A 17,655-nucleotide genomic window follows, 5' to 3' on the forward strand; every position below is an offset into this window, starting at 1 on the left:
CGGCGGCTCTCGCGGGGCGAGCGGCTCTCGCGGGGCAGACGTCATGACGCTCCAGGGTCGTTGACGGGCGACGCCGTCCAGGTTATTGACCACCCGTCCGCTCACACACCCCTTGGGGAACATCATGGCCACCGGCCCGCGCCCGTCCCTCCTCTTCGTCACCGACCTGGCCTACGAGGCACGCGGGCGCCGCTACTGCGACGAGGACATCTTCCTGACCGCACGGCTGCGCGAGGACTTCGACACGGCGCTGTGCCATCCGCGCGACGCCGCCGCGCTGCTGGCCGGATTCGACATGGCCGTCATACGCAACAGCGGCCCGGTGCTGCACTACCAGCAGGCGTACGACGCGTTCCGCGCACGCGCCCGCGAACTGGACGCCCGGGTCTACAACCCGCTGACCGGCCGGGGCGACATGGCGGGCAAGCAGTACCTGGTCGACCTGAGCCGGGCCGGGTATCCGGTGATCCCGACCGTGGACCGGGTCGCGGACCTGGGACTGCTGCCGGAGGCCGACGGATACGTGATCAAGCCGAAGCTGGGCGCGGACTCGGCCGGTCTGCGCTTCGTACGGAGTCCCGACGTGGGCCCGGAGGCGGACGGGACACAGCTCGTCCAGCCCCGGATCGACCTCCGCTACGAGGTGTCCTTCTACTTCGTGGACCATGACTTCCAGTACGCGCTGCACGCGCCGCACCCGGAGCGGCGGTGGGTGCTGGAGCCGTACGGGGCGAGTGCGGCGGACCTGGAGTTCGCCCGGTCCTTCGTGGCTTGGAACACCCTCGATCACGGGATCCAGCGGGTCGACGCGTGCCGGACGGCGGACGGTGAGCTGCTCCTCGTCGAGCTGGAGGACCTGAACCCGTACCTCTCGCTGGACCGGGTGGCGGAGCCGGTGCGGGAGGCGTTCGTCACGCGGCTGAAGGCCTCGCTCAGGGACCTGCCGGCCTGACACATCCGGCGGCGCCCGGCATGCGGGTGACGGGGCGCGGTGTGAGGGTGCAAACGTGACCACTGCCAGCGAGACCGCCCCCGCCGCGCAGAGTGCCGCCGCGCCGCCCCTGCTCGATCCGCGCCGCAGGAACATCGTCTTCGCCACGATCGTGCTGGGTATTCTGCTGGCCGCGCTCGACCAGACGATCGTGGGTACCGCGCTGCCCACGATCGTCTCGGATGTGGGCGGCGCGGCCCATATGTCATGGGTCGTCACGGCCTATCTGCTCGCCGAGACGGTGGCGACGGTCCTGGTCGGAAAGTTCGGCGACCTGTTCGGCCGGAAGGTCGTCTTCCAGCTGTCCGCGATCATCTTCATCACCGGTTCCTTCCTGTGCGGCCTCGCGACGAACATGACGCTGCTGATCGTGTGGCGCGGTCTCCAGGGGATCGGCGCCGGCGGGCTCATGGTCACGGCGATGGCGCTGATCGCGGACGTCATCCCGCTGCGCGACCGGGGCAAGTACCAGGGTGCGATCGGTGCGGTGTTCGGTGTCTCCACCGTCATCGGACCCCTGCTGGGCGGGCTCTTCACCGACCATCTGACCTGGCGCTGGGCGTTCTACGTCAATGTGCCGATCGCGATCGTGGTGGTCATCGCCGCGGCCCGCACCATCCCCTCCGTGAAGGCCGCGGGGCGTCCGGTCATCGACTATCTGGGCATCGCCATGGTCACGGTCGGGGCGAGCTCGCTCATTCTGGCGACGAGCTGGGGCGGCAACCAGTACGCCTGGGGCTCCCCCGTCATCATCGGCCTGTTCGCGCTCGGAGTGATCGCGCTGGCGCTCTTCTGCCTCGTGGAGTTCCGGGCGAAGGAGCCGATGCTGCCGATGCGGCTGTTCGCGAACCCGGTCTTCACGGTCTGCTCGATCCTCAGCTTCATCGTGGGGTTCGCGATGCTCGGCGCGATGATCTTCCTGCCGACCTATCTGCAGTACGTGGACGGGGACTCCGCGACCCTCTCCGGCGTCCGGACGCTGCCGATGGTCATCGGGCTGCTGGTCGCCTCGATCTTCAGCGGCAACGTGGTCAGCAAGACCGGCCGCTACCGGATCTTCCCGATCATCGGTTCGCTGGTCATGGCGGTCGGCCTCTTCCTGCTCTCCCGGATGGGCCCGGACAGCGGGGTGTGGCTGGAGTCGCTGTACATGCTGGTGCTCGGTGTCGGCATCGGTCTGTCCATGCAGGTACTGACGATCGCGGTGCAGAACACCGTCGACTACTCGGACCTGGGCACGGCGACCTCTGGCGTGACCTTCTTCCGTACGCTGGGCAGCGCCTTCGGCACCGCGGTCTTCGGCACGATCTACGCCAACACGCTCGGCCCCAACCTCAAGGACGGGATCGCCGCCGCGGCGCGGGCGGGGGGCGATCCGGCGGTGCTGGTGAAGGCCTCGCAGAGCCCGGAGGGCCTGCACTCACTGCCCGGCGCGCAGACGGCGGCGCTGGCCCAGGCCTACGCCGACACCCTGCACACGGTGTTCCTGTGGACGGTGCCGGTCGCGGTGCTCGGATTCCTCGTGGCGCTCTTCCTGAAGGAGGTGAAGCTGCGGGACACGGTGCGGGCTGGCTCGACCGACATGGGCGAGGGCTTCGCCTCACCGAACACCGGGGACCCGGCCCGGCTGCTCGAATTCTCGGTGGCCAAGGTGCTGCGCCGGGTCGACCCGGACACGGCCCGGCGGATCATCGCGGAGTCGGACACCCGGCTCGACATGGCGGGAGCCTGGGCGGTGATGCAGGTCGAGCTGTTCACGCGGATGGTCGGCCACGCCGGGCTCCGGCTGATCGCGGCCCGGCACCGGCTTCCGCCGGAGGTACTGGTGCCCGTCTTCGACCGGATGATCGAGGAGGGCTACCTCACCGGGGACGGTCACCTGTTCGCCCACACGGCGGCGGGCAGCCGGGAGGCCGCGACCATCACGAACGCCTGGGCGGCCTGGCTCAACGACCAGCTGGGCCACGACGGCGAACGCCCGGACGACGCCCACCTGCGCGCCGCGGTCGACGTCATCGCCAAGCGGCTGCTGGCGGAGGACCTCACCCAGGAACTGTCCCCGGCGGCCCCGGCCGGCGCCCCGGTCTGAGCGGGATCCGGCCGTCGGACGGCTCGTACGTCCTGCGGGCTTCGAGGAGCGCGGGAAGGTGATCCCCGCACCGGACACGGGTGTCCGTCTTCAACTGACATCGGCCGTCCGGGCGCCCGCGGTCAGTCCGCGAAGACCGCCGACTCGTAGACCCAGGCCCCCTGGTGCCGGACGAAGCGGCTCTTCTCGTGCAGCGAGTCGGCGCGGCCGCGGTCCTTGAAGTGCGCCCGGAAGGTGACCGTGCCCGTGGTGTGGAAGGCGCTGCCCTCCGTCGTCCCCAGGATCTCCAGCCGCTCCCAGCGCACCCCCGGATCGAGGTCGAGGGTGTCCGGCCGGGTGCCGGGATGCCAGGTGCGCAGCAGATACCCGGCGTCCCGGACGACGAAGGCCGCGTACCGCGAACGCATCAGCACCTCGCAGGTCTGCGCGGCGGCCCCGGCATGCAGCCTCCCGCAGCACGCGCCGTACTCGGCGGGCAGCCCGCACGGGCAGGGCGACGCCGCGGTGATCTCAGCGACTGGAGCGGTACGGGCGCGAGCGGCGGAGGGCCGCCGGGGGTGGGAGGTGCGTCGGGACATGGGTCCATTGTGGCCTACGGCGGCTCCCGGCCGGCAACCGGACCGCCGCCCGTCACCTCACGTCAGCAGGAAATCCGCCTGGCCGGCCTTGGCTCCCTGGATGAAGGCGGCGATCTCGCGGTGGGTGTAGATCAGGGCGGGGCCGTCCGGGTCCGCGGACTGGCGCATGGCGATTCTTCCGTCGGACAGCTTCATCGCCTCGACACAGTTGCCGCCGTTGCCCCCGCTCCACGGCTTGTACCAGCCCTCGGAGCCGAGTTCGGCGGCCGGCATGCCGTTGTATATGGGTGTCATCACAGCTCCTTGCGGAAGCCCCGGAGGATTTCCTTCGTGCGTTGTGCAGTCGCGGCCTGAGCCGCCATTCGGTCCATGACCTCCAGGTAGGAGGCCACCTCGGGGCGGGCGTCGAAGTAGACGGCCCCGGTCAGGTATTCGCTGTAGACCATGTCGGGGAGCTCCGGGACGGCGAACCGGAAGAGCACGAAGGGCCCATAGGTGCCCGGGTGATGGCCGGTGGAGAACTCGGCGATCTGGACGGTCACATTGGGCATCGCGGTCGCTTCGAGCAGCTTGTCGATCTGGGCGCGCATGGTCTCCGGGGCGCCCACCGGGCGGCGCAGCACCGTCTCGTCCATCACGACCCACAGCCGCGGGGCATCCGGCCGGGTCAGCAGGGACTGGCGCTCCATCCGCAGCGCCACATGGCGCTCGATGTCCTCCGGCCTGGTCTGGCCGACGGCTCCGGTGCGCATCACCGAGCGCGCGTAGTCCTCGGTCTGCAGCAGCCCGGGGACGAAGTGCGGCTCGTACATGCGCAGCAGGCTCGCCGCGCCCTCCAGGCTGACGTACATGCTGAACCAGTCGGGCAGCACGCCGTGGAAACGCTGCCACCAGCCCGGCTTGTTGGCCTCCTCCGCGAGGACGACGAAGGCGTCGGCCTCCTCCTCGGAGATCCCGTAGGCCTTCAGGAGAAGTTGCACATAGGCGATCTTGAGGGCGACCTCGGCCGTCTCCAGCCTGCGTATCGTCGCGGGCGCGACACGCAGCACCTTGGCAGCCTGGTCACGGCTCAGGCCGACACGTTCCCGCAGATCCTGCAGGCGCTTGCCGAGAACGACCTGACCCACGGTCGGGGCGGACCGCGGTTCACTCACTTCAGACCTCCCCATGCGCTGTTTGCGAGCAGTGTGCCATGCGCGTGCCAGCAAAGACACAGCCACTCTGGAAATTTCAGAGTGCCCCTTGCCAAGTGTTCGCGACAGGGGGAGAGTTGGTGAGTGAACCAGTTCACTAGTCGCGCTCAGCTGTTTTCACCAAGATCGCGAAGCGTGACACAGCCCCCACTGTGAGGATTCGGTCGTGGCACCTGGCAGTGCGCTCATCTCCCGGCTCGTCGACCTCAGTCCCGGGACCGAAGCGCTCCGGTACTGCTTCGCGCTGCCCGCGCACCCGGAGTCGGTGGCCGGTGCCCGTCGGCTCACGCGGGCCCGGCTGGACGAGTGGCGGCTGGACGACGACGCACACGACGCGGCGATCCTCATCGTGTCCGAGCTGGTGACCAACGCGGTGGTGCACACCTCAAGCTCTCGCGTCGTGTGCGAGCTGCGCTGCCTCGACCACCGGCTGCGCATAGCCGTACAGGACCAAGGAAACCAGCCCGGCGGACCTCGGTTGCGCCGCAACGCCGACGACGAGCACGGACGCGGCCTGCTGCTCGTGGACGCGATGTGCAGTGCCTGGGGGTCCCGCGACGCGGGGGACGGCTCGGGCCGCATCGTCTGGGCAGAACTGCCGCACGGCTCGGAGCACTCATGTTGAAGAACGCCATGTCCCATCTCCTGGGAACCCGTCGCCCCCGTGAGCCGGGCCGCCCCGGTGGCGGCCGGGTGCAGCTCCCGCTCCCCTCGGCCCTCACGGCGACCCTGGGCTGCGACGCGGTGGGGGTGCCGGCCCGGTACGGTTTCCGGCTGATGTCTCATCTGCCGCGCACCGGCTGCGTCTTCGACGACGGGGAGCGCTGGTGGTGGATCGTCCCGTCGGGTTCCGATCTCGAACTGGACTGGCCGGCTCAGGCCGCGTACGCGCGCGGCGCCTACGTACCGGCGGTGCGGCCCCGGCTGATCCACCAGCCCGACAGCCGCACGCCCTACACGCCGCCCATCCCGCTCTACCTGATGGTCTGCCAGGTGACCGGGGTGACGCCCTCGTGGACGTCCGCGGGCGGCCCGCGGGTCTCCTCCGCCCCCTGACCGCGCGGCCGCCCGGTGAGCGGTGCTACGTCAGGTACGAGAGGCCCGGGTGGACCCGGGTGTAGCCGTCGACCAGGCGGCGGGCGACCGAGACCGAGTCGACCAGCGGGTGCAGGGCGAAGGCCCGGACGGCGTCGGCCCGCTCACCGCTCGCCGCCGCGTCCAGCACCGCGCGCTCGACGGCCTTCACCGCGGTGACCAGCCCGACCGCGTGGTACGGCAGCGGGTCGACGGCGACCGGATGGGCGCCGTTCGCGTCCACCAGGCACGGCACCTCGATGACGGCGTCCGCGTCGAGCACGGAGAGCGTGGTGCGGTTGCGGACGTTGAGGATCAGGGAGGTCCGTTCGTCGCGGGCCACGGCCCGCATCAGGGCCAGTGCGACCTGCTCGTAGCCGCCGGAGCCGAGGTCGCTCTCCTCGCGCTCGCCGGCCCCCGCCACCTCGCGGTTCTCCGACATGTAGGTGGCCTCGCGCTCCGCGCGGGTGCGGTCCCAGGTGGCCAGGGCGGGGGTGCCCGGGTTCTTCATGCGGCCGTAGAAGCCCTCCTGCTGCTCCCGGAGGAAGGCGCCCCGGGTCTGCTCCGCCTCCTGGTAGGCGCGGACCGCCTCGCGGTTGAAGTAGTAGTAGTGCAGGTACTCGTTGGGGATCGCGCCCAGGGACCGCAGCCAGTCGGTGCCGAAGAGCCGGCCCTCCTCGAACGAGCCGAGCAGCTCCGGGTCCTCGAACAGCCTCGGCAGTTCGTCCCGGCCGTCTACGTACAGGCCCCGCACCCAGCCGAGGTGGTTGAGGCCGACGTAGTCGATCCGGGCCCGGTCCGGCTCCGCGCCGAGCACCCGGGCGATCCGGCGGCCGAGCCCGACCGGTGAGTCGCAGATGCCGATGACCCGGTCACCGAGGTGGGCGGACATCGCCTCGGTCACCAGCCCGGCCGGGTTGGTGAAGTTGATGACCCAGGCGTGCGGGGCGAGCCGGGCGATGCGCCGGGCCAGGTCGACCGCGACCGGCACGGTGCGCAGTCCGTAGGCGATCCCGCCCGCGCCGACGGTCTCCTGTCCGAGTACGCCTTCGTCGAGGGCCACCCGTTCGTCGGCGGCCCGGCCCGCGAGCCCGCCGACCCGGATCGCGGAGAAGACGAAGTCGGCGCCGCGCAGCGCCTCGTCGAGTTCGGTGGTGGCGATGACGGCCGGGGCGTCCGCGATGCCCTCGGCCTGCTCGGTGAGCACCCGGGCGACGGCGGTGAGCCGGTCGGGGTCGGTGTCGTAGAGGGTGACCGAGGAGACCCGCCCCTCGGCGTGGTCGGCGAGCAGCGCCCCGTACACCAGAGGAACCCGGAACCCGCCGCCACCCAGAATTGTCAGCTTCACGCTTCCGCATGGTACGTGGGGGCGTGGCGAGGGGCTCGGTGCGACGGGCCGGCGCTGCCGCCCGATGGTGACGACGGCCCGGCGGGAGGGAGCCTGATGGTTCCGTTCCGCCGGGCCGTCGTCACTGTTCTCCGCCGGTCAGCTGCCGCTCCACCAGCGGGTCACGACGCGCCACAGGCGGGCCGGGGCCGCGGGCCTGCGCTGCTGCGGGATGAGGCCGGAGGCATCACCGGGCGCGGCCGCCGAGCCGTCGGTCGCGGCGGTCGCCCCGGTCGGACCGGGGCCGGCCGGGTCGGAGGACACGGAGGCCCGGACCGGGATCGGCGCCGTGTGACGGACCGCCGACTGCACCTCCCAGTCCTGGCGGGCCGGGTTCGGCTTGCCCATGGACGGCGGTTCCCGGTCGTCCTGGGGCGGGCGTGAGGCGAACTCGGCGGGGAGCTGCACCAGATGGCGGCCCATGATGTTGCCGACCCACTGGAGTTCGCTCTCGTCCACGGCGAGTTCGAGATCGGGCAGCCGCATCAGCAGCGCGTCCACGCCGACGTCCGCGATGGCGCGCCCGATGTCCTGCCCCGGGCATTCGTGCGGGCCGCCGCTGAACGCGAGGTGGGCCCGGTTGCCCTCCATGTTGGCGGTGAGATCGGGCCGCACCACCGGGTCGGTGTTGGCCGGGGCGATGCCGACGATCAGGGCGTCGCCCGCCTTGATGCGCTGGCCGCCCAGCTCGGTGTCCCCGACCGCCCAGCGGCCGAAGACCGCAGTGAACGGCGGCTCGTCCCACAGGGTCTGCTCGACCGCCTCCGGGACGGTCATGTGGCCGCCGCTGAGCCTGGCCCGGAACCGCGGGTCGGTGAGGACCATGCGGAGCACGTTGGCGATCAGGTTGGCGGTCGACTCGTAGGAGGCGATCAGGATGAGCCGCAGATGCTCGGCGACCTCCTGGTCGTTCATGTCCGCGGGGTGCTCGACGAGCCAGGTGGCGAAGTCGTCCGCGGGTTCGCGGCGGCGCCGCTCGACCAGGCGGCTCAGCGCGCCGAGCACGTAGGCGTTGCTCTCGACGGCGGTGGCGGTGCCGCGGATCATGTCCCGGGCGGCCCCCACCATCCGGTCGTTGTACTCCTCCGGCATCCCGAGGATCGCGCACATCACCATCATCGGCAGCCGCTCGGCGAACTCGCTGACCAGGTCGGTGCGGCCCTCCCGGCAGAAGTCGTTGACGAGCCGGTTGCTGTAGCGGTTGACGTGACGGCGGACGCCGCGGGTGTCGATCCGGTTCATGGAGTCGGTGACGGCACCGCGCTGGCGCTCGTGGGTGGCGCCGTCGGCGAAGGCGCAGATCGGCTGCCAGGTGAAGATCGGGGCCAGCGGGTGGTCGGGCGCGACGGTGCCGTCCTGCAGGGCACGCCAGCGGCGGGAGTCGCGGGAGAACTGCGAGGGCGTACGGGTCATGTGCAGGTTCTCGCTGTGCCCGAGGACCAGCCAGGCCGGTACGTCGCCGTACAGCAGCACGGGCGCGACCGTGCCGTGTTCGGCACGCAGCTTGTCGTACAGGCCGTGCGGGTCCTGTTCTGCCTCGGGGCCGTAGAGCCGTCGCAGGCCGCCGGGGCCGATACCGAGGCCGTGGGCCGGGCACTCGGGGGGTGGAACCGGCCCCGTGGCCGCTCCGGGCTCGTAGTGAAATGGGGTTGTCACGATCGCTCCAGGGATCAGACTGCCAAGGGCGGACGAATGGGATACGCGGTGGGGGCGCGCGGAACGGATGCGCAGGACGCGTGGACGTCAGCCGAGCGGGACAGCCGCACTGTGCAGATACCTCATCAGGGTCATCAGCACATCGCGGCTGGAGGTGCGCAGTCGGGCGTCGCAGTCGACCATCGGGACCTCGTCCGGCAGGTCCAGCGCGCTGCGCAGGGCCTCGACGGGGTGCTTCGGGGCGTCGGGGAAGGTGTTGACGGCGACGACGAACGGTACGCCGCGCTCCTCCAGCCGCCCGATGACGTCGAAGCTGACCTCCAGCCGGCGGGTGTCGATGAGGACGACGGCGCCCAGCGCTCCCTCGAACAGGCCGTTCCAGAGGAACCAGAAGCGTTCCTGTCCGGGGGTGCCGAACAGATAGAGGATCAGTTCCTCACTGATGCTGATCCGGCCGAAGTCCATGGCCACGGTGGTGGCGGTCTTGCTCTCCACGCCGTAGTTGTCGTCCACGCCGACGCCGGCCTGGGTCATGGTCTCTTCGGTGGTCAGGGGCCGGATCTCGCTGACGGAGCCGACCATCGTCGTCTTGCCGACCCCGAACCCGCCGACGATCACGACCTTCACCGCGGCGGTGGCCGTGGTCGGCAGGACGTCCTCGCTCCGGGGGCCCGTGATCGTGTCAGAGTTTCTGAAGTCCATGCATCACCGCTTCGAGGAGGGACCTGTCCGGGAGGGTCGCGCGGATGATCGGCGCTCGCGATTCGATCAGTTGGGTCGCGAGGAGATCGGTGAGGAGCGAGGTCACCACGCTGAACGGCAGGCTGAGGTAGGCGGAGATCTCCGCGACGGACAAGGGGGCCTGGCAGAGCCGCAGGATCACGGCCTGTTCGGGCTGGACCGTCGGTGTCGGCTGCGACTTGGACACCACCATCGTGACCAGGTCGAGTGAGGCCCGCTCGCCGCCGTCGGGATCGCCGGTGATCACGTAGAGCCGCTCCGGATCGCTCAGCGCCGGATCGACCGTGCGGCGTTCTCGTCGGATCGAACTCATCCGGCCTGCCCGTCGTGCCGGGGCGGGCTCGTCAGATGGGCGCCGATCCGTACGACCATGTCGCGCATCCGCGATCCGACGAGCCCCGCGTCCACCGTCTCACCGGCGAGCACGGCGAGATACGCACCGGCTCCGGCGGCCATCAGGTAGAAGAACCCGCCGGTGACCTCGATGACGACGAGCCGCATCCGGCCGTCGCTGTACGGGATCTCGGAGGCGACGGCCGCGGCCAGGCTCTGCAGCCCGGCGCAGGCCGCCGCGAGCCGGTCGGCGACATCGGGGTCACCGCCGTGCCGGGCGATGCGCAGCCCGTCCGCGGAGAGCACCACGATCTGGTGGATGTCCGGAACGTCGTCGGCCAGCTCTTTGAGCATCCAGTCCATGTTGCCCCGCTGCTGGATCACTTGAGGTCCCCCTTGTCCCACGCGTCATCGGAGTCTTCGTCGGGCCCGGGTTCCCGCGGAACGCCGTTGGCGCCCTTGGTGAACGCCTCCAGCCAGATCCCGGGAGGCGGTTCCTTGCCGTTCTCATAACCGTTTCCGTGGCCGTTGGTCCGGCCCGCGGTGGGGTCTGCGGGCTGCGCGGGGAGGTTGTGGGAACCCAGGGGTGCGCGGCCGCGGCTGCGGCGTTGCGGGAGTCCGCCGGCGGTCCACTCCGTCACCACGGGGAGGTCGTCCTCCATGGCGACCGGGGCGGCGGCGGGGGCGGCCGGGCGGGTGGCGGGGGCCACCGGACCGGTGGCCGGACGGGCGCCCAGCGGGCTGGGCTTGCGGTGGGTGCTGCGTGCCGGGACGACGTGCTTCATGTCCGCGAGGTCGATGTCGCTGGTCGGCCGCGAGGTGGCGCCGATGCCGTGGGCGATGCCGGGCGCGGGACCGGTGGTGATCATGGAGCGGGGCACGATGAGTACCGCGCGGACACCGCCGTACGCGGACTGCCGCAGCGAGACCTGGAGGTCGTACATCCGCGACAGCCGGCCGACGACCGCCATGCCGAGCCGCGGGGACTCACCGAGGTCGTTCATGCTGGAGCCGGCCTGGGCCCTGGCGAGCATGTTCTCGGCCCGCGCGCGGGCCTCCTCGCTGAGGCTGACGCCGCCGTCCTCGATCTCGATGGCGATGCCGGTCTGCACCTCGACGGCGGTGACGTGCACCCGGGTCTGCGGCGGCGAGTACCGGGTCGCGTTGTCGAGGAGTTCGGCGCAGGCGTGGATGAGCGGTTCGACCGCGGTGCCGATGATGGCGACCTTGGCGATCGAGTGCAGATCGACGCGCGGGTACTCCAGGATCCGCGACATGGCACCGCGCAACACGCTGAACAGCGGTACGGGCTTGGGCCACTGGCGGCTGGGGCGGGCGCCGCCGAGGACGGCGATGGAGTCCGCGAGCCGGCCGATCAGCGCGGTGCCGTGGTCGATGCGGAGCAGGTCGTCGAAGACGTCGGGGTTGCGCCCGTGGTGCTCCTCCATCTCCCGCAGCTCACTGGCCTGCCGGTGGACGATCGCCTGGACGCGGCGGGCGACGTTGACGAAGGCGCGCTGCGCGGAGTCGCGCGTCGCCTCCTCGTTGTCGATGATGTCCAGCACCGTGTAGACGAGGGAGCGCTGGGCATCGGGCAGATGCCGGTAGACGGGGTCGGCGTCCACGACGTCGCGCAGCACCTCGTCCGGGGAGTTGCCCACCCGCAGCCGGTGGATCGCGGCGGGCAGGAGCTCCTTGCTGATCCGTACGGTCTCTTCGTCATGGTTGGCCAGCCGGCGTTCCAGGCCGGCGCAGCGGTGCTCGTACTCGGCGCGCTGCCGGCGGATCGTCCGTGCGCGGCGGGCGAGTTCGGCGGTGAGCACGGCGACCACGACAGTGGCGAAGGCGCCGCACCAGACGACTGGTATCCGCGCGGCCCCGGAAACCAGCGCTACGGCTGCGGCGGTCGCGCCCGCCATCGCGACAACGGGCAGCAACACGGCGCGGACGACAGGTGTTTCTCGGTCGATCGGCGGTGATTCAACACGAACCATCTAAAACCTCTGGCGGTTGACTCGGGGGATTATTCAGGAAGTACAGCGCTTACAGGGCAGTTGGGAACAAGCGCTCGAATTGACATCAACTCGACTTCACTGCGCGTGAGCTTAGTCAGATCGAAACAGTGCTTCGGCACATTCACCCAACCCCCTGCGCGAGCACTCCGGCGGTAATACACTCGCGGGTTTTGCACGCAACGCCTCCGGGCATGCGCGGGGAGTGATGGGAGGGCGGATTTCGGAGAAATCGCCCCTCCACGTCCCGCCCTACGGGACACATCTGCCCGCCTGCCGCATCCCGAGCATCCTCAACGCCCTTACGAACTAGGGTCACTGGCATACCCGGCGACACCAGTAACTCCGGATCGATGCATTCCGTACCGGACAGCGGTACAGGGGCACATGTGATCGAAGCGGATCGAAAGGAACAGATTTCTGACCGACACGTGAGTGGAGCGCGTGGTCGCCATCCGAACGAACAGAGGAACGGACATCTCATGGAGCCGACACGGGACTACACCATCGAGTCACTCGACACCGGGCTCCGGCTGCTGCGGCTGTTCCTCACACATGACTCGCTCACCGTCTCCGGGGCGGCCGCACTGCTCTCCGTCGGCCGCTCCACCGCCCACCGCGTGCTCAGCACACTGGAGGGACGCGGTTTCGCGGTCCGGGACGCCTCGGGCCGCGGCTACTCCCCCGGTCCCGAACTCATGAGGCTGGGGCGGCCCGCCGGCTTCCGTGCGGAGGACCGCGAACAGATCGGTGCGGTACTGGACGACGCGGTGCGGCGCACCGGCGAGACCGTGCAGAGCGTCACCCTCGTCGGGGACCGGATCGTCGTCACCGACGGCCGCGAGTCCGGGCAGCCGGTGCGGGTGGTGCTGGAGACGGGGCGCACCTGCCCCGCGTACGCCACGTCGGGCGGCCGGATGCTGCTCTCCCGGATGACCCCGGAACAGGTCTGCGCCCTGTATCCGCGGGAGCTGCCGGACGAGGGCGCCCACCCGGCCGGCTCACGGCAGGCGCTGCTCGACGCGTTGACGGAGATCCGGGCGTGCGGATACGCGCTGGGCCGCGGCGAGCCGGTGCCGGGCATGAACACGGTCGCCGTACCGCTGGCCGGTTCCGGCCGCCGGGAGCTGCTCGCGCTGATGGTCTGCGCGCCCGCGGACCGGGGTGACGACGCCACGCTGGTGCGCCGCGCGGAGGAGCTGCGGCGGTCCGCCGCGCTCCGGGCGGTCAGCGGCGGGCCCCGCCGATCCGCCCCTCCAGCTGTACCAGCAGCTCGCTGAGCTGCGCGCTGAGCCGGTCCCTGAACTCCGCGTCGAGGCCGGAGAGCACCGCGCCCTCGTAGGCCAGTTGCTGCGGAAGCAGTCCGTCGACGAGCGCGCGGCCCTCTTCGGTGAGCCGCACGTGCGCGACCCGGCGGTCGCGGGCGTCGCCGCGGCGGTCCGTGAGTCCGCGCTCCTGGAGGACGCGCAGGCGTTTGGTCACGGCCGCGCCGGAGGAGAACGTCTCCCTGGCCAGTTCGCCGGGGGTGAGTTCGCGGTCGGTACGGCGTACCGCACCGAGCAGGTCGAACTCGGCACGGGTCAGTCCGGCGGCCCGCAGCGGGGCGTCCTCGGCCTGTTGGAGCAGGGCAGCACAGCGGTTGATCCGGCCGATGAGCTCCATGGGTCCGGTGTCCAGCTCCGGGTTGACTGCCTGCCACTGCCGTACCACCGAGGCGACGATGTCGTCGGTCACACCGCTCCGTTCTCCGGGGCCGGGGCGATCAGCCCCTGCCGTATTGCTGTCGCCGCGAGCGTACGGTGTCCGGCCTGCTCGGCGGCGAGTACCTCCTCCTGGGGCAGGTCGCGCTGCCACCATTCGCCGGCCGCCGTGTCGTCCGCGTCGCGCAGTTCGACCAGGCAGCCGGTGAGGCCGCGGCGGGCGGCTTCGAGTGCGGCGGGGCTCGGACCCCGGGCCGCGAGGGTCTGTACGGCGTGGGCGCGGGCCAGTTCGGCGGCGGCGAGTGCCGCCGCCACCCGCCCTGCGGCGCGCCGGTTGGTGACGAGCATCGCGGTGAGGATCCCGGCCGCGGCGCCGATGACGGTGTCCAGGACCCGGTCGCCGATGAGTTCACCGGCCGGGTGACTGCCGGCGTACTCCAGGACGAGCAGCGCCATCGGGGTCACCGCGACGGAGCCGAGCCAGTAGTTGCGGGTGATCAGGGCCTCCGCGGCGAAGCTGAAGAAGAGGCAGAAGCCGATCAGGGCCAGCGGGCCGGTCCGGGTGACCGGGAGGACGGCGGCGAAGACCAGGACCCCGACGAGGTTGCCGAGGGTGCGCTGGAGGGTCCGGTTCCAGGAGAGCGTGACGTTGGCCTGGTAGAGGGAGGCCGCGGTGACGATGGCCCAGTAGGGGCGGCCGACGCCGACGGCCGACGAGAGGTAGCCGGCCAGGGCGCAGCCGATGAGGGCGCGGGCCGCGATCGGCAGCAGCGGGGATCCGGGGCCGAGGCGGCGCAGCAGTGCGCGGCGCGCTTCGCGGGGGTCGGCGGGCCGCAGGGCCGTGCGTTCGGCTTCGATGCCGAAGAGTTCGGCGGCCGTTCCGGGGACGGCCGGCGGGGTGGGCACCGGTCCCCGGGCCCGGGTCCGGGCGGCCCAGTCGCGCAGCAGGGCAGGGTCGGCGACCTCGGAGACTCCCCCGTCGGCGGCGGGCGTGCCGGCGGCGAGTGCCGTCTCCGCTTGCACGACGAGGTGCTCCAGCGCACGGCGTACGGGAGTGGGGCGCCCGGCCGCGAGAAGGGTCTGCCACGCACCGTGCACCGCGGCGACCGCCGCGCGCCGGGTGTGGTGGCCGGGGTCCGCGGCGTGGGCCGCCGCCGCGTTCAGGGCGCGGGCCGTCGCGAGGCGCTCCGGCCCCTCGCGGCGGATGAGCGCGGGACCGGCGACGGTGACCAGCCAGGAGACCGCGCCCGCGCCGAGGGTCAGGGCGAGGTGCCCGGGTATCTGGCCCAGGTGCTGCGGGGCGAACAGGGACGCCGAGCTGACGAACGTGAAGATCAGCGGTCCGGGGGGTCCGATCCGGGTGGCGTCGCAGAGCAGCTTCTGCCCGGCCGCCAGGAGGGCGCCGACGGCGATCAGGACGGCGGTCGAATCGGTCAGCGACGCGGTGACGAGCGATACCGCCAGTCCGGCGAGCATCCCGAGGACGACTCCGACGATGCTGCGGGCGCGTCGCGCGTACGGGAGGTTGTGGCCGTACAGCGCGCAGAGGGAGCCGGCCATCGTGTACATCACGAGGTCGAGGCGGTCGAGGGAGAACAGCACCAGGTTGGGTATCGCCGTGGCCACGACCACGCTGGACGCCGGTTTGAGCCAGATGTCCGAGGGCCGGGCCAGCCGCAGCGGTCCCGCCAGCGGGAGCCGGTGGACGGAGGGCTGTCGGCGCGGCCGGGGAGTTGTATCGCTCACCCAAATACGTTAACAGGTATTACACATATAAAACACTTCGATCGAGATCTCCGCCCCGATGGCCCGGAACCGCCCACGGCCGGGCGTTCGAACAGCGGGAAAGTCACACGGAAAGACGCATGTGCGGAGGAAACAGCGACACTCACGGCACCGGTACCCCGGCGGTCTGTTCAACGAGCCGGGCGCCGGCGGCGATCTGCTGATGCCGCCCACGAGCATTCCGCAGGATCCCAGGATCGCCGTGGTCCGGGACCCCCAGGGCGCCGTTTTCGGAGTCCACCGCACGGACGGACAGCAGCGGAGGAACCCGGCAACGCCCCGGTCACCCGGTCACCCGGCCTGCTCGTCCGTCGCCTGGACGTGGTCCGCGATGCCGACCACCAGGACCCTGGTGCCCGGTTCCGTCGGGCGCCAGCGGTGGACGAGGCCGCCGGCGCAGTAGAGGGTGTCGCCCCGCTCCAGCCGGTAGAAGTTGCCGTCCGCCTCGACCTCGGCCCCGCCGTCCGCGACGTAGAGGATCTCGTCGTTGCGGTGCCTGAACTCCCGGCCCCAGTCGTGGTCCCCGGTGAACTCAAGGGCGTGCAGGCGCTGATGGCCGCGTACCAGCGGGCGCATCCGGCCGTCGCCGCCCTCCGCGCCGGTCTCCCGCACGGACGCGGAGGTCCGGCGCACCACATCGACGGGGCGGGGCGCCTCCGCCGCGGCCAGCAGCTGGACGGCGGTCGTGTCGAGCGCGTCCGCGATGCGCTGGAGCGATCCCATGCTCGGCCGGGAGCGGCCGTTCTCGATCTGGCTGAGGAAGGGGGTGGAGAGACCGGCCCGGCGCGCGACCTCCGCGAGGGTCAACTCAAGGGCGCGGCGCCGTCGGCGAATTCCCGGGCCGACCAGTGGGGTGTCCGCCTCGCTCATCTCACTCATTCCGTGTCCCGCGTGCCGCACACCACAGCCGGCGGGGCAGTGGGCAGCCTACCGGGCCGGTTAATCTTTTAAGTCTCACCTAATAAAGTTAACCGGGAGGACCGATCCATGCCCCTCGTGGACCAGAACCAGCGACGGCGCCGCGGCACCGGACTCATAGCCCTGGACGAGGAGGCCTCCTACGGCGGGTACACCCTCTTCGCCCCGCTGACCGGCGGCGGCGAGGTGTATCTCATCGACATGCGCGGTGAGGTCGTCCACCGGTGGGACCTCCCGCACCGCCCCGGTCGGCACGCCAGGATCCTGCCCAACGGCAACCTCGCGTACAGCGGCGTCCTCCCGGACGAGCCGGCGCTCTTCCCGATGTGGCACAAGTACCGCGGCGGGATCATGCAGGAGATCACCCCCGACGGCACCGTCGTGCGCGAGCACCGCGACCGCTACCAGCACCACGACGCCTACCACTACGGCGACGGCCGGCTGCTGTACGCCGCGCTGGAGCCGCTGACCGGCGAGGCCGCGGCCGCCGTCCGGGGCGGGGTCCCCGGCTCGGAGCCGGACGGCACGGTCTGGGCGGACACCATCGTCGAGGTGGACGCCGAGGGCCGCACGGTCTGGGAGTGGAAGGTCTCGGAGCACCTGGACCGCGAGGCCTTCCCGCTGCATCCCGACTACTCGCGCGAGCACTACCCGCTGATCAACAGCGTGCTGCCGACCAGCGACGGCAACATCCTGGCGAGCCTCCGCTCCGTCTCCGCGGTGATCGTCATCAGCCGGGAGACCGGCGAGATCATCTGGCGCAGCGAGCCCGGCGTCGTATCGCAGCAGCACTGCCCGACCGAGCTGGAGAACGGCAACTTCCTGGTCTTCGACAACGGCGTCTTCCGCCCGCACTGGGATGTGCCGTTCAGCCGGGTCATCGAGATCGAGCGGTCGAGTGGCACCGTTGTCTGGGAGTACCACGACCCGGCGCGCGAGTCGTTCTTCGCGCCGTTCATGGGCAGCGCCCAGCGGCTGCCGAACGGGAACACGCTCGTGACGGACTCCCCGGCCGGACGGCTCTTCGAGGTCACCCGGGACGGCTACCTGTGCTGGGAGTGCATCGTGCCGTTCTTCGGCGGTTACCAGGAAGAAGAAGTGCGCAAGCTGTTCCCGTCCGAGCCCAACGCCGTGTTCCGCTCCTACCGCTACTCGGCCGGGGAGCTCCCCTGGCTCGACGTCCCGAAGGGCTGAGCCG

At 71.1% G+C, this 17,655-nt stretch carries 18 protein-coding genes and 1 pseudogene; 7 read left to right on the top strand and 12 right to left on the bottom strand.

Annotated elements, in window-relative coordinates:
• Nucleotides 1–124: 124 nt before the first annotated feature.
• Entirely contained in the window at nucleotides 125–952 is an 828-nt protein-coding gene (locus tag RLT59_RS03860; protein ID WP_311302055.1) for an ATP-grasp domain-containing protein, read from the top strand.
• Nucleotides 953–1,007: 55 nt separating this feature from the next.
• Nucleotides 1,008–3,080 carry an MDR family MFS transporter gene (locus RLT59_RS03865; RefSeq protein WP_311302056.1) on the top strand — a complete coding sequence of 691 codons (2,073 nt, stop codon included), beginning with the start codon at nucleotides 1,008–1,010 and terminating at the stop codon, nucleotides 3,078–3,080.
• A gap of 122 nt (nucleotides 3,081–3,202) precedes the next feature.
• Here the strand turns inward: RLT59_RS03865 and RLT59_RS03870 are convergent, their stop codons facing one another.
• The 3 genes from RLT59_RS03870 to RLT59_RS03880 are packed head-to-tail and all read right to left on the bottom strand — an operon-like array spanning nucleotide 3,203 to nucleotide 4,812.
• Entirely contained in the window at nucleotides 3,203–3,658 is a 456-nt protein-coding gene (locus tag RLT59_RS03870) for a YchJ family protein (RefSeq protein WP_311302057.1), read from the bottom strand.
• Nucleotides 3,659–3,715: 57 nt separating this feature from the next.
• The gene (locus tag RLT59_RS03875) at nucleotides 3,716–3,952 is read right to left on the bottom strand and encodes a DUF397 domain-containing protein (protein ID WP_024490276.1); all 237 of its coding nucleotides are present in this window, start codon (nucleotides 3,950–3,952) and stop codon (nucleotides 3,716–3,718) included.
• Nucleotides 3,952–4,812, bottom strand: coding sequence for a Sco1979 family transcriptional regulator (locus RLT59_RS03880; RefSeq protein WP_311302058.1), 861 nt, complete (start codon nucleotides 4,810–4,812; stop codon nucleotides 3,952–3,954). Before RLT59_RS03880 ends, RLT59_RS03875 begins: the two co-directional genes overlap by 1 nt.
• Nucleotides 4,813–5,017: 205 nt before the next feature.
• On the opposite strand from RLT59_RS03880, the gene RLT59_RS03885 reads away from it, so the two are divergent.
• Entirely contained in the window at nucleotides 5,018–5,476 is a 459-nt protein-coding gene (locus RLT59_RS03885) for an ATP-binding protein (RefSeq protein ID WP_311302059.1), read from the top strand.
• Nucleotides 5,470–5,907 (top strand): hypothetical protein, encoded by a 438-nt coding sequence (locus tag RLT59_RS03890; protein WP_073734345.1) that lies wholly within the window; start codon nucleotides 5,470–5,472, stop codon nucleotides 5,905–5,907. The genes RLT59_RS03885 and RLT59_RS03890 overlap by 7 nt, the downstream gene beginning before the upstream one ends.
• A 25-nt stretch (nucleotides 5,908–5,932) precedes the next feature.
• Here RLT59_RS03890 and RLT59_RS03895 read toward each other — a convergent pair whose 3' ends face one another.
• The 6 genes from RLT59_RS03895 to RLT59_RS03920 all read right to left on the bottom strand — a co-directional run bounded on the left by RLT59_RS03895 (nucleotide 5,933) and on the right by RLT59_RS03920 (nucleotide 12,036).
• Nucleotides 5,933–7,273: a 6-phospho-beta-glucosidase gene (locus RLT59_RS03895; protein ID WP_311302060.1), complete on the bottom strand. Its 1,341-nt coding sequence runs from the start codon at nucleotides 7,271–7,273 to the stop codon at nucleotides 5,933–5,935.
• Between the two features lie 138 nt (nucleotides 7,274–7,411).
• Nucleotides 7,412–8,968, bottom strand: a complete 1,557-nt coding sequence (locus tag RLT59_RS03900) for a cytochrome P450 (protein WP_311302061.1) — start codon at nucleotides 8,966–8,968, stop codon at nucleotides 7,412–7,414.
• Between the two features lie 87 nt (nucleotides 8,969–9,055).
• Entirely contained in the window at nucleotides 9,056–9,670 is a 615-nt protein-coding gene (locus RLT59_RS03905; protein ID WP_311302062.1) for a GTP-binding protein, read from the bottom strand.
• A complete protein-coding gene (locus RLT59_RS03910) occupies nucleotides 9,651–10,022 on the bottom strand; it encodes a DUF742 domain-containing protein (RefSeq protein ID WP_311302063.1) in 372 nt (123 codons plus the stop codon). The genes RLT59_RS03905 and RLT59_RS03910 overlap by 20 nt, the downstream gene beginning before the upstream one ends.
• Nucleotides 10,019–10,426 (bottom strand): roadblock/LC7 domain-containing protein, encoded by a 408-nt coding sequence (locus RLT59_RS03915; RefSeq protein WP_024494673.1) that lies wholly within the window; start codon nucleotides 10,424–10,426, stop codon nucleotides 10,019–10,021. The genes RLT59_RS03910 and RLT59_RS03915 overlap by 4 nt, the downstream gene beginning before the upstream one ends.
• Nucleotides 10,423–12,036: a sensor histidine kinase gene (locus RLT59_RS03920; RefSeq protein WP_311302064.1), complete on the bottom strand. Its 1,614-nt coding sequence runs from the start codon at nucleotides 12,034–12,036 to the stop codon at nucleotides 10,423–10,425. The genes RLT59_RS03915 and RLT59_RS03920 overlap by 4 nt, the downstream gene beginning before the upstream one ends.
• Before the next feature lie 500 nt (nucleotides 12,037–12,536).
• On the opposite strand from RLT59_RS03920, the gene RLT59_RS03925 reads away from it, so the two are divergent.
• On the top strand, nucleotides 12,537–13,334 hold the full coding sequence (locus RLT59_RS03925; protein ID WP_311302065.1) for an IclR family transcriptional regulator: 798 nt from the start codon (nucleotides 12,537–12,539) through the stop codon (nucleotides 13,332–13,334).
• Here the strand turns inward: RLT59_RS03925 and RLT59_RS03930 are convergent.
• Complete coding sequence (locus RLT59_RS03930; RefSeq protein WP_311302066.1) at nucleotides 13,282–13,788, bottom strand: MarR family winged helix-turn-helix transcriptional regulator; 507 nt, start codon at nucleotides 13,786–13,788, stop codon at nucleotides 13,282–13,284. The two genes, RLT59_RS03925 and RLT59_RS03930, sit on opposite strands and share 53 nt — an antisense overlap.
• Nucleotides 13,785–15,500 (bottom strand): FUSC family protein, encoded by a 1,716-nt coding sequence (locus tag RLT59_RS03935; RefSeq protein ID WP_311302067.1) that lies wholly within the window; start codon nucleotides 15,498–15,500, stop codon nucleotides 13,785–13,787. Before RLT59_RS03935 ends, RLT59_RS03930 begins: the two co-directional genes overlap by 4 nt.
• 187 nt (nucleotides 15,501–15,687) lie before the next feature.
• Here RLT59_RS03935 and RLT59_RS03940 point away from each other — a divergent pair.
• Nucleotides 15,688–15,783, top strand: a pseudogene (locus RLT59_RS03940) (VOC family protein); the annotation flags it as partial.
• A 47-nt stretch (nucleotides 15,784–15,830) separates the two neighbouring features.
• On the opposite strand, the gene RLT59_RS03945 reads toward RLT59_RS03940, so the two are convergent.
• Nucleotides 15,831–16,418: a type II toxin-antitoxin system RelB family anti-toxin gene (locus tag RLT59_RS03945; RefSeq protein ID WP_399124769.1), complete on the bottom strand. Its 588-nt coding sequence runs from the start codon at nucleotides 16,416–16,418 to the stop codon at nucleotides 15,831–15,833.
• Between the two features lie 108 nt (nucleotides 16,419–16,526).
• Here RLT59_RS03945 and RLT59_RS03950 point away from each other — a divergent pair, with 108 nt between their 5' ends.
• Nucleotides 16,527–17,651 (top strand): aryl-sulfate sulfotransferase, encoded by a 1,125-nt coding sequence (locus tag RLT59_RS03950; protein ID WP_311302068.1) that lies wholly within the window; start codon nucleotides 16,527–16,529, stop codon nucleotides 17,649–17,651.
• Nucleotides 17,652–17,655 lie beyond the last annotated feature (4 nt).

This window comes from Streptomyces sp. ITFR-6 (assembly GCF_031844725.1).
Classification (GTDB): Bacteria; Actinomycetota; Actinomycetes; order Streptomycetales; family Streptomycetaceae; genus Streptomyces.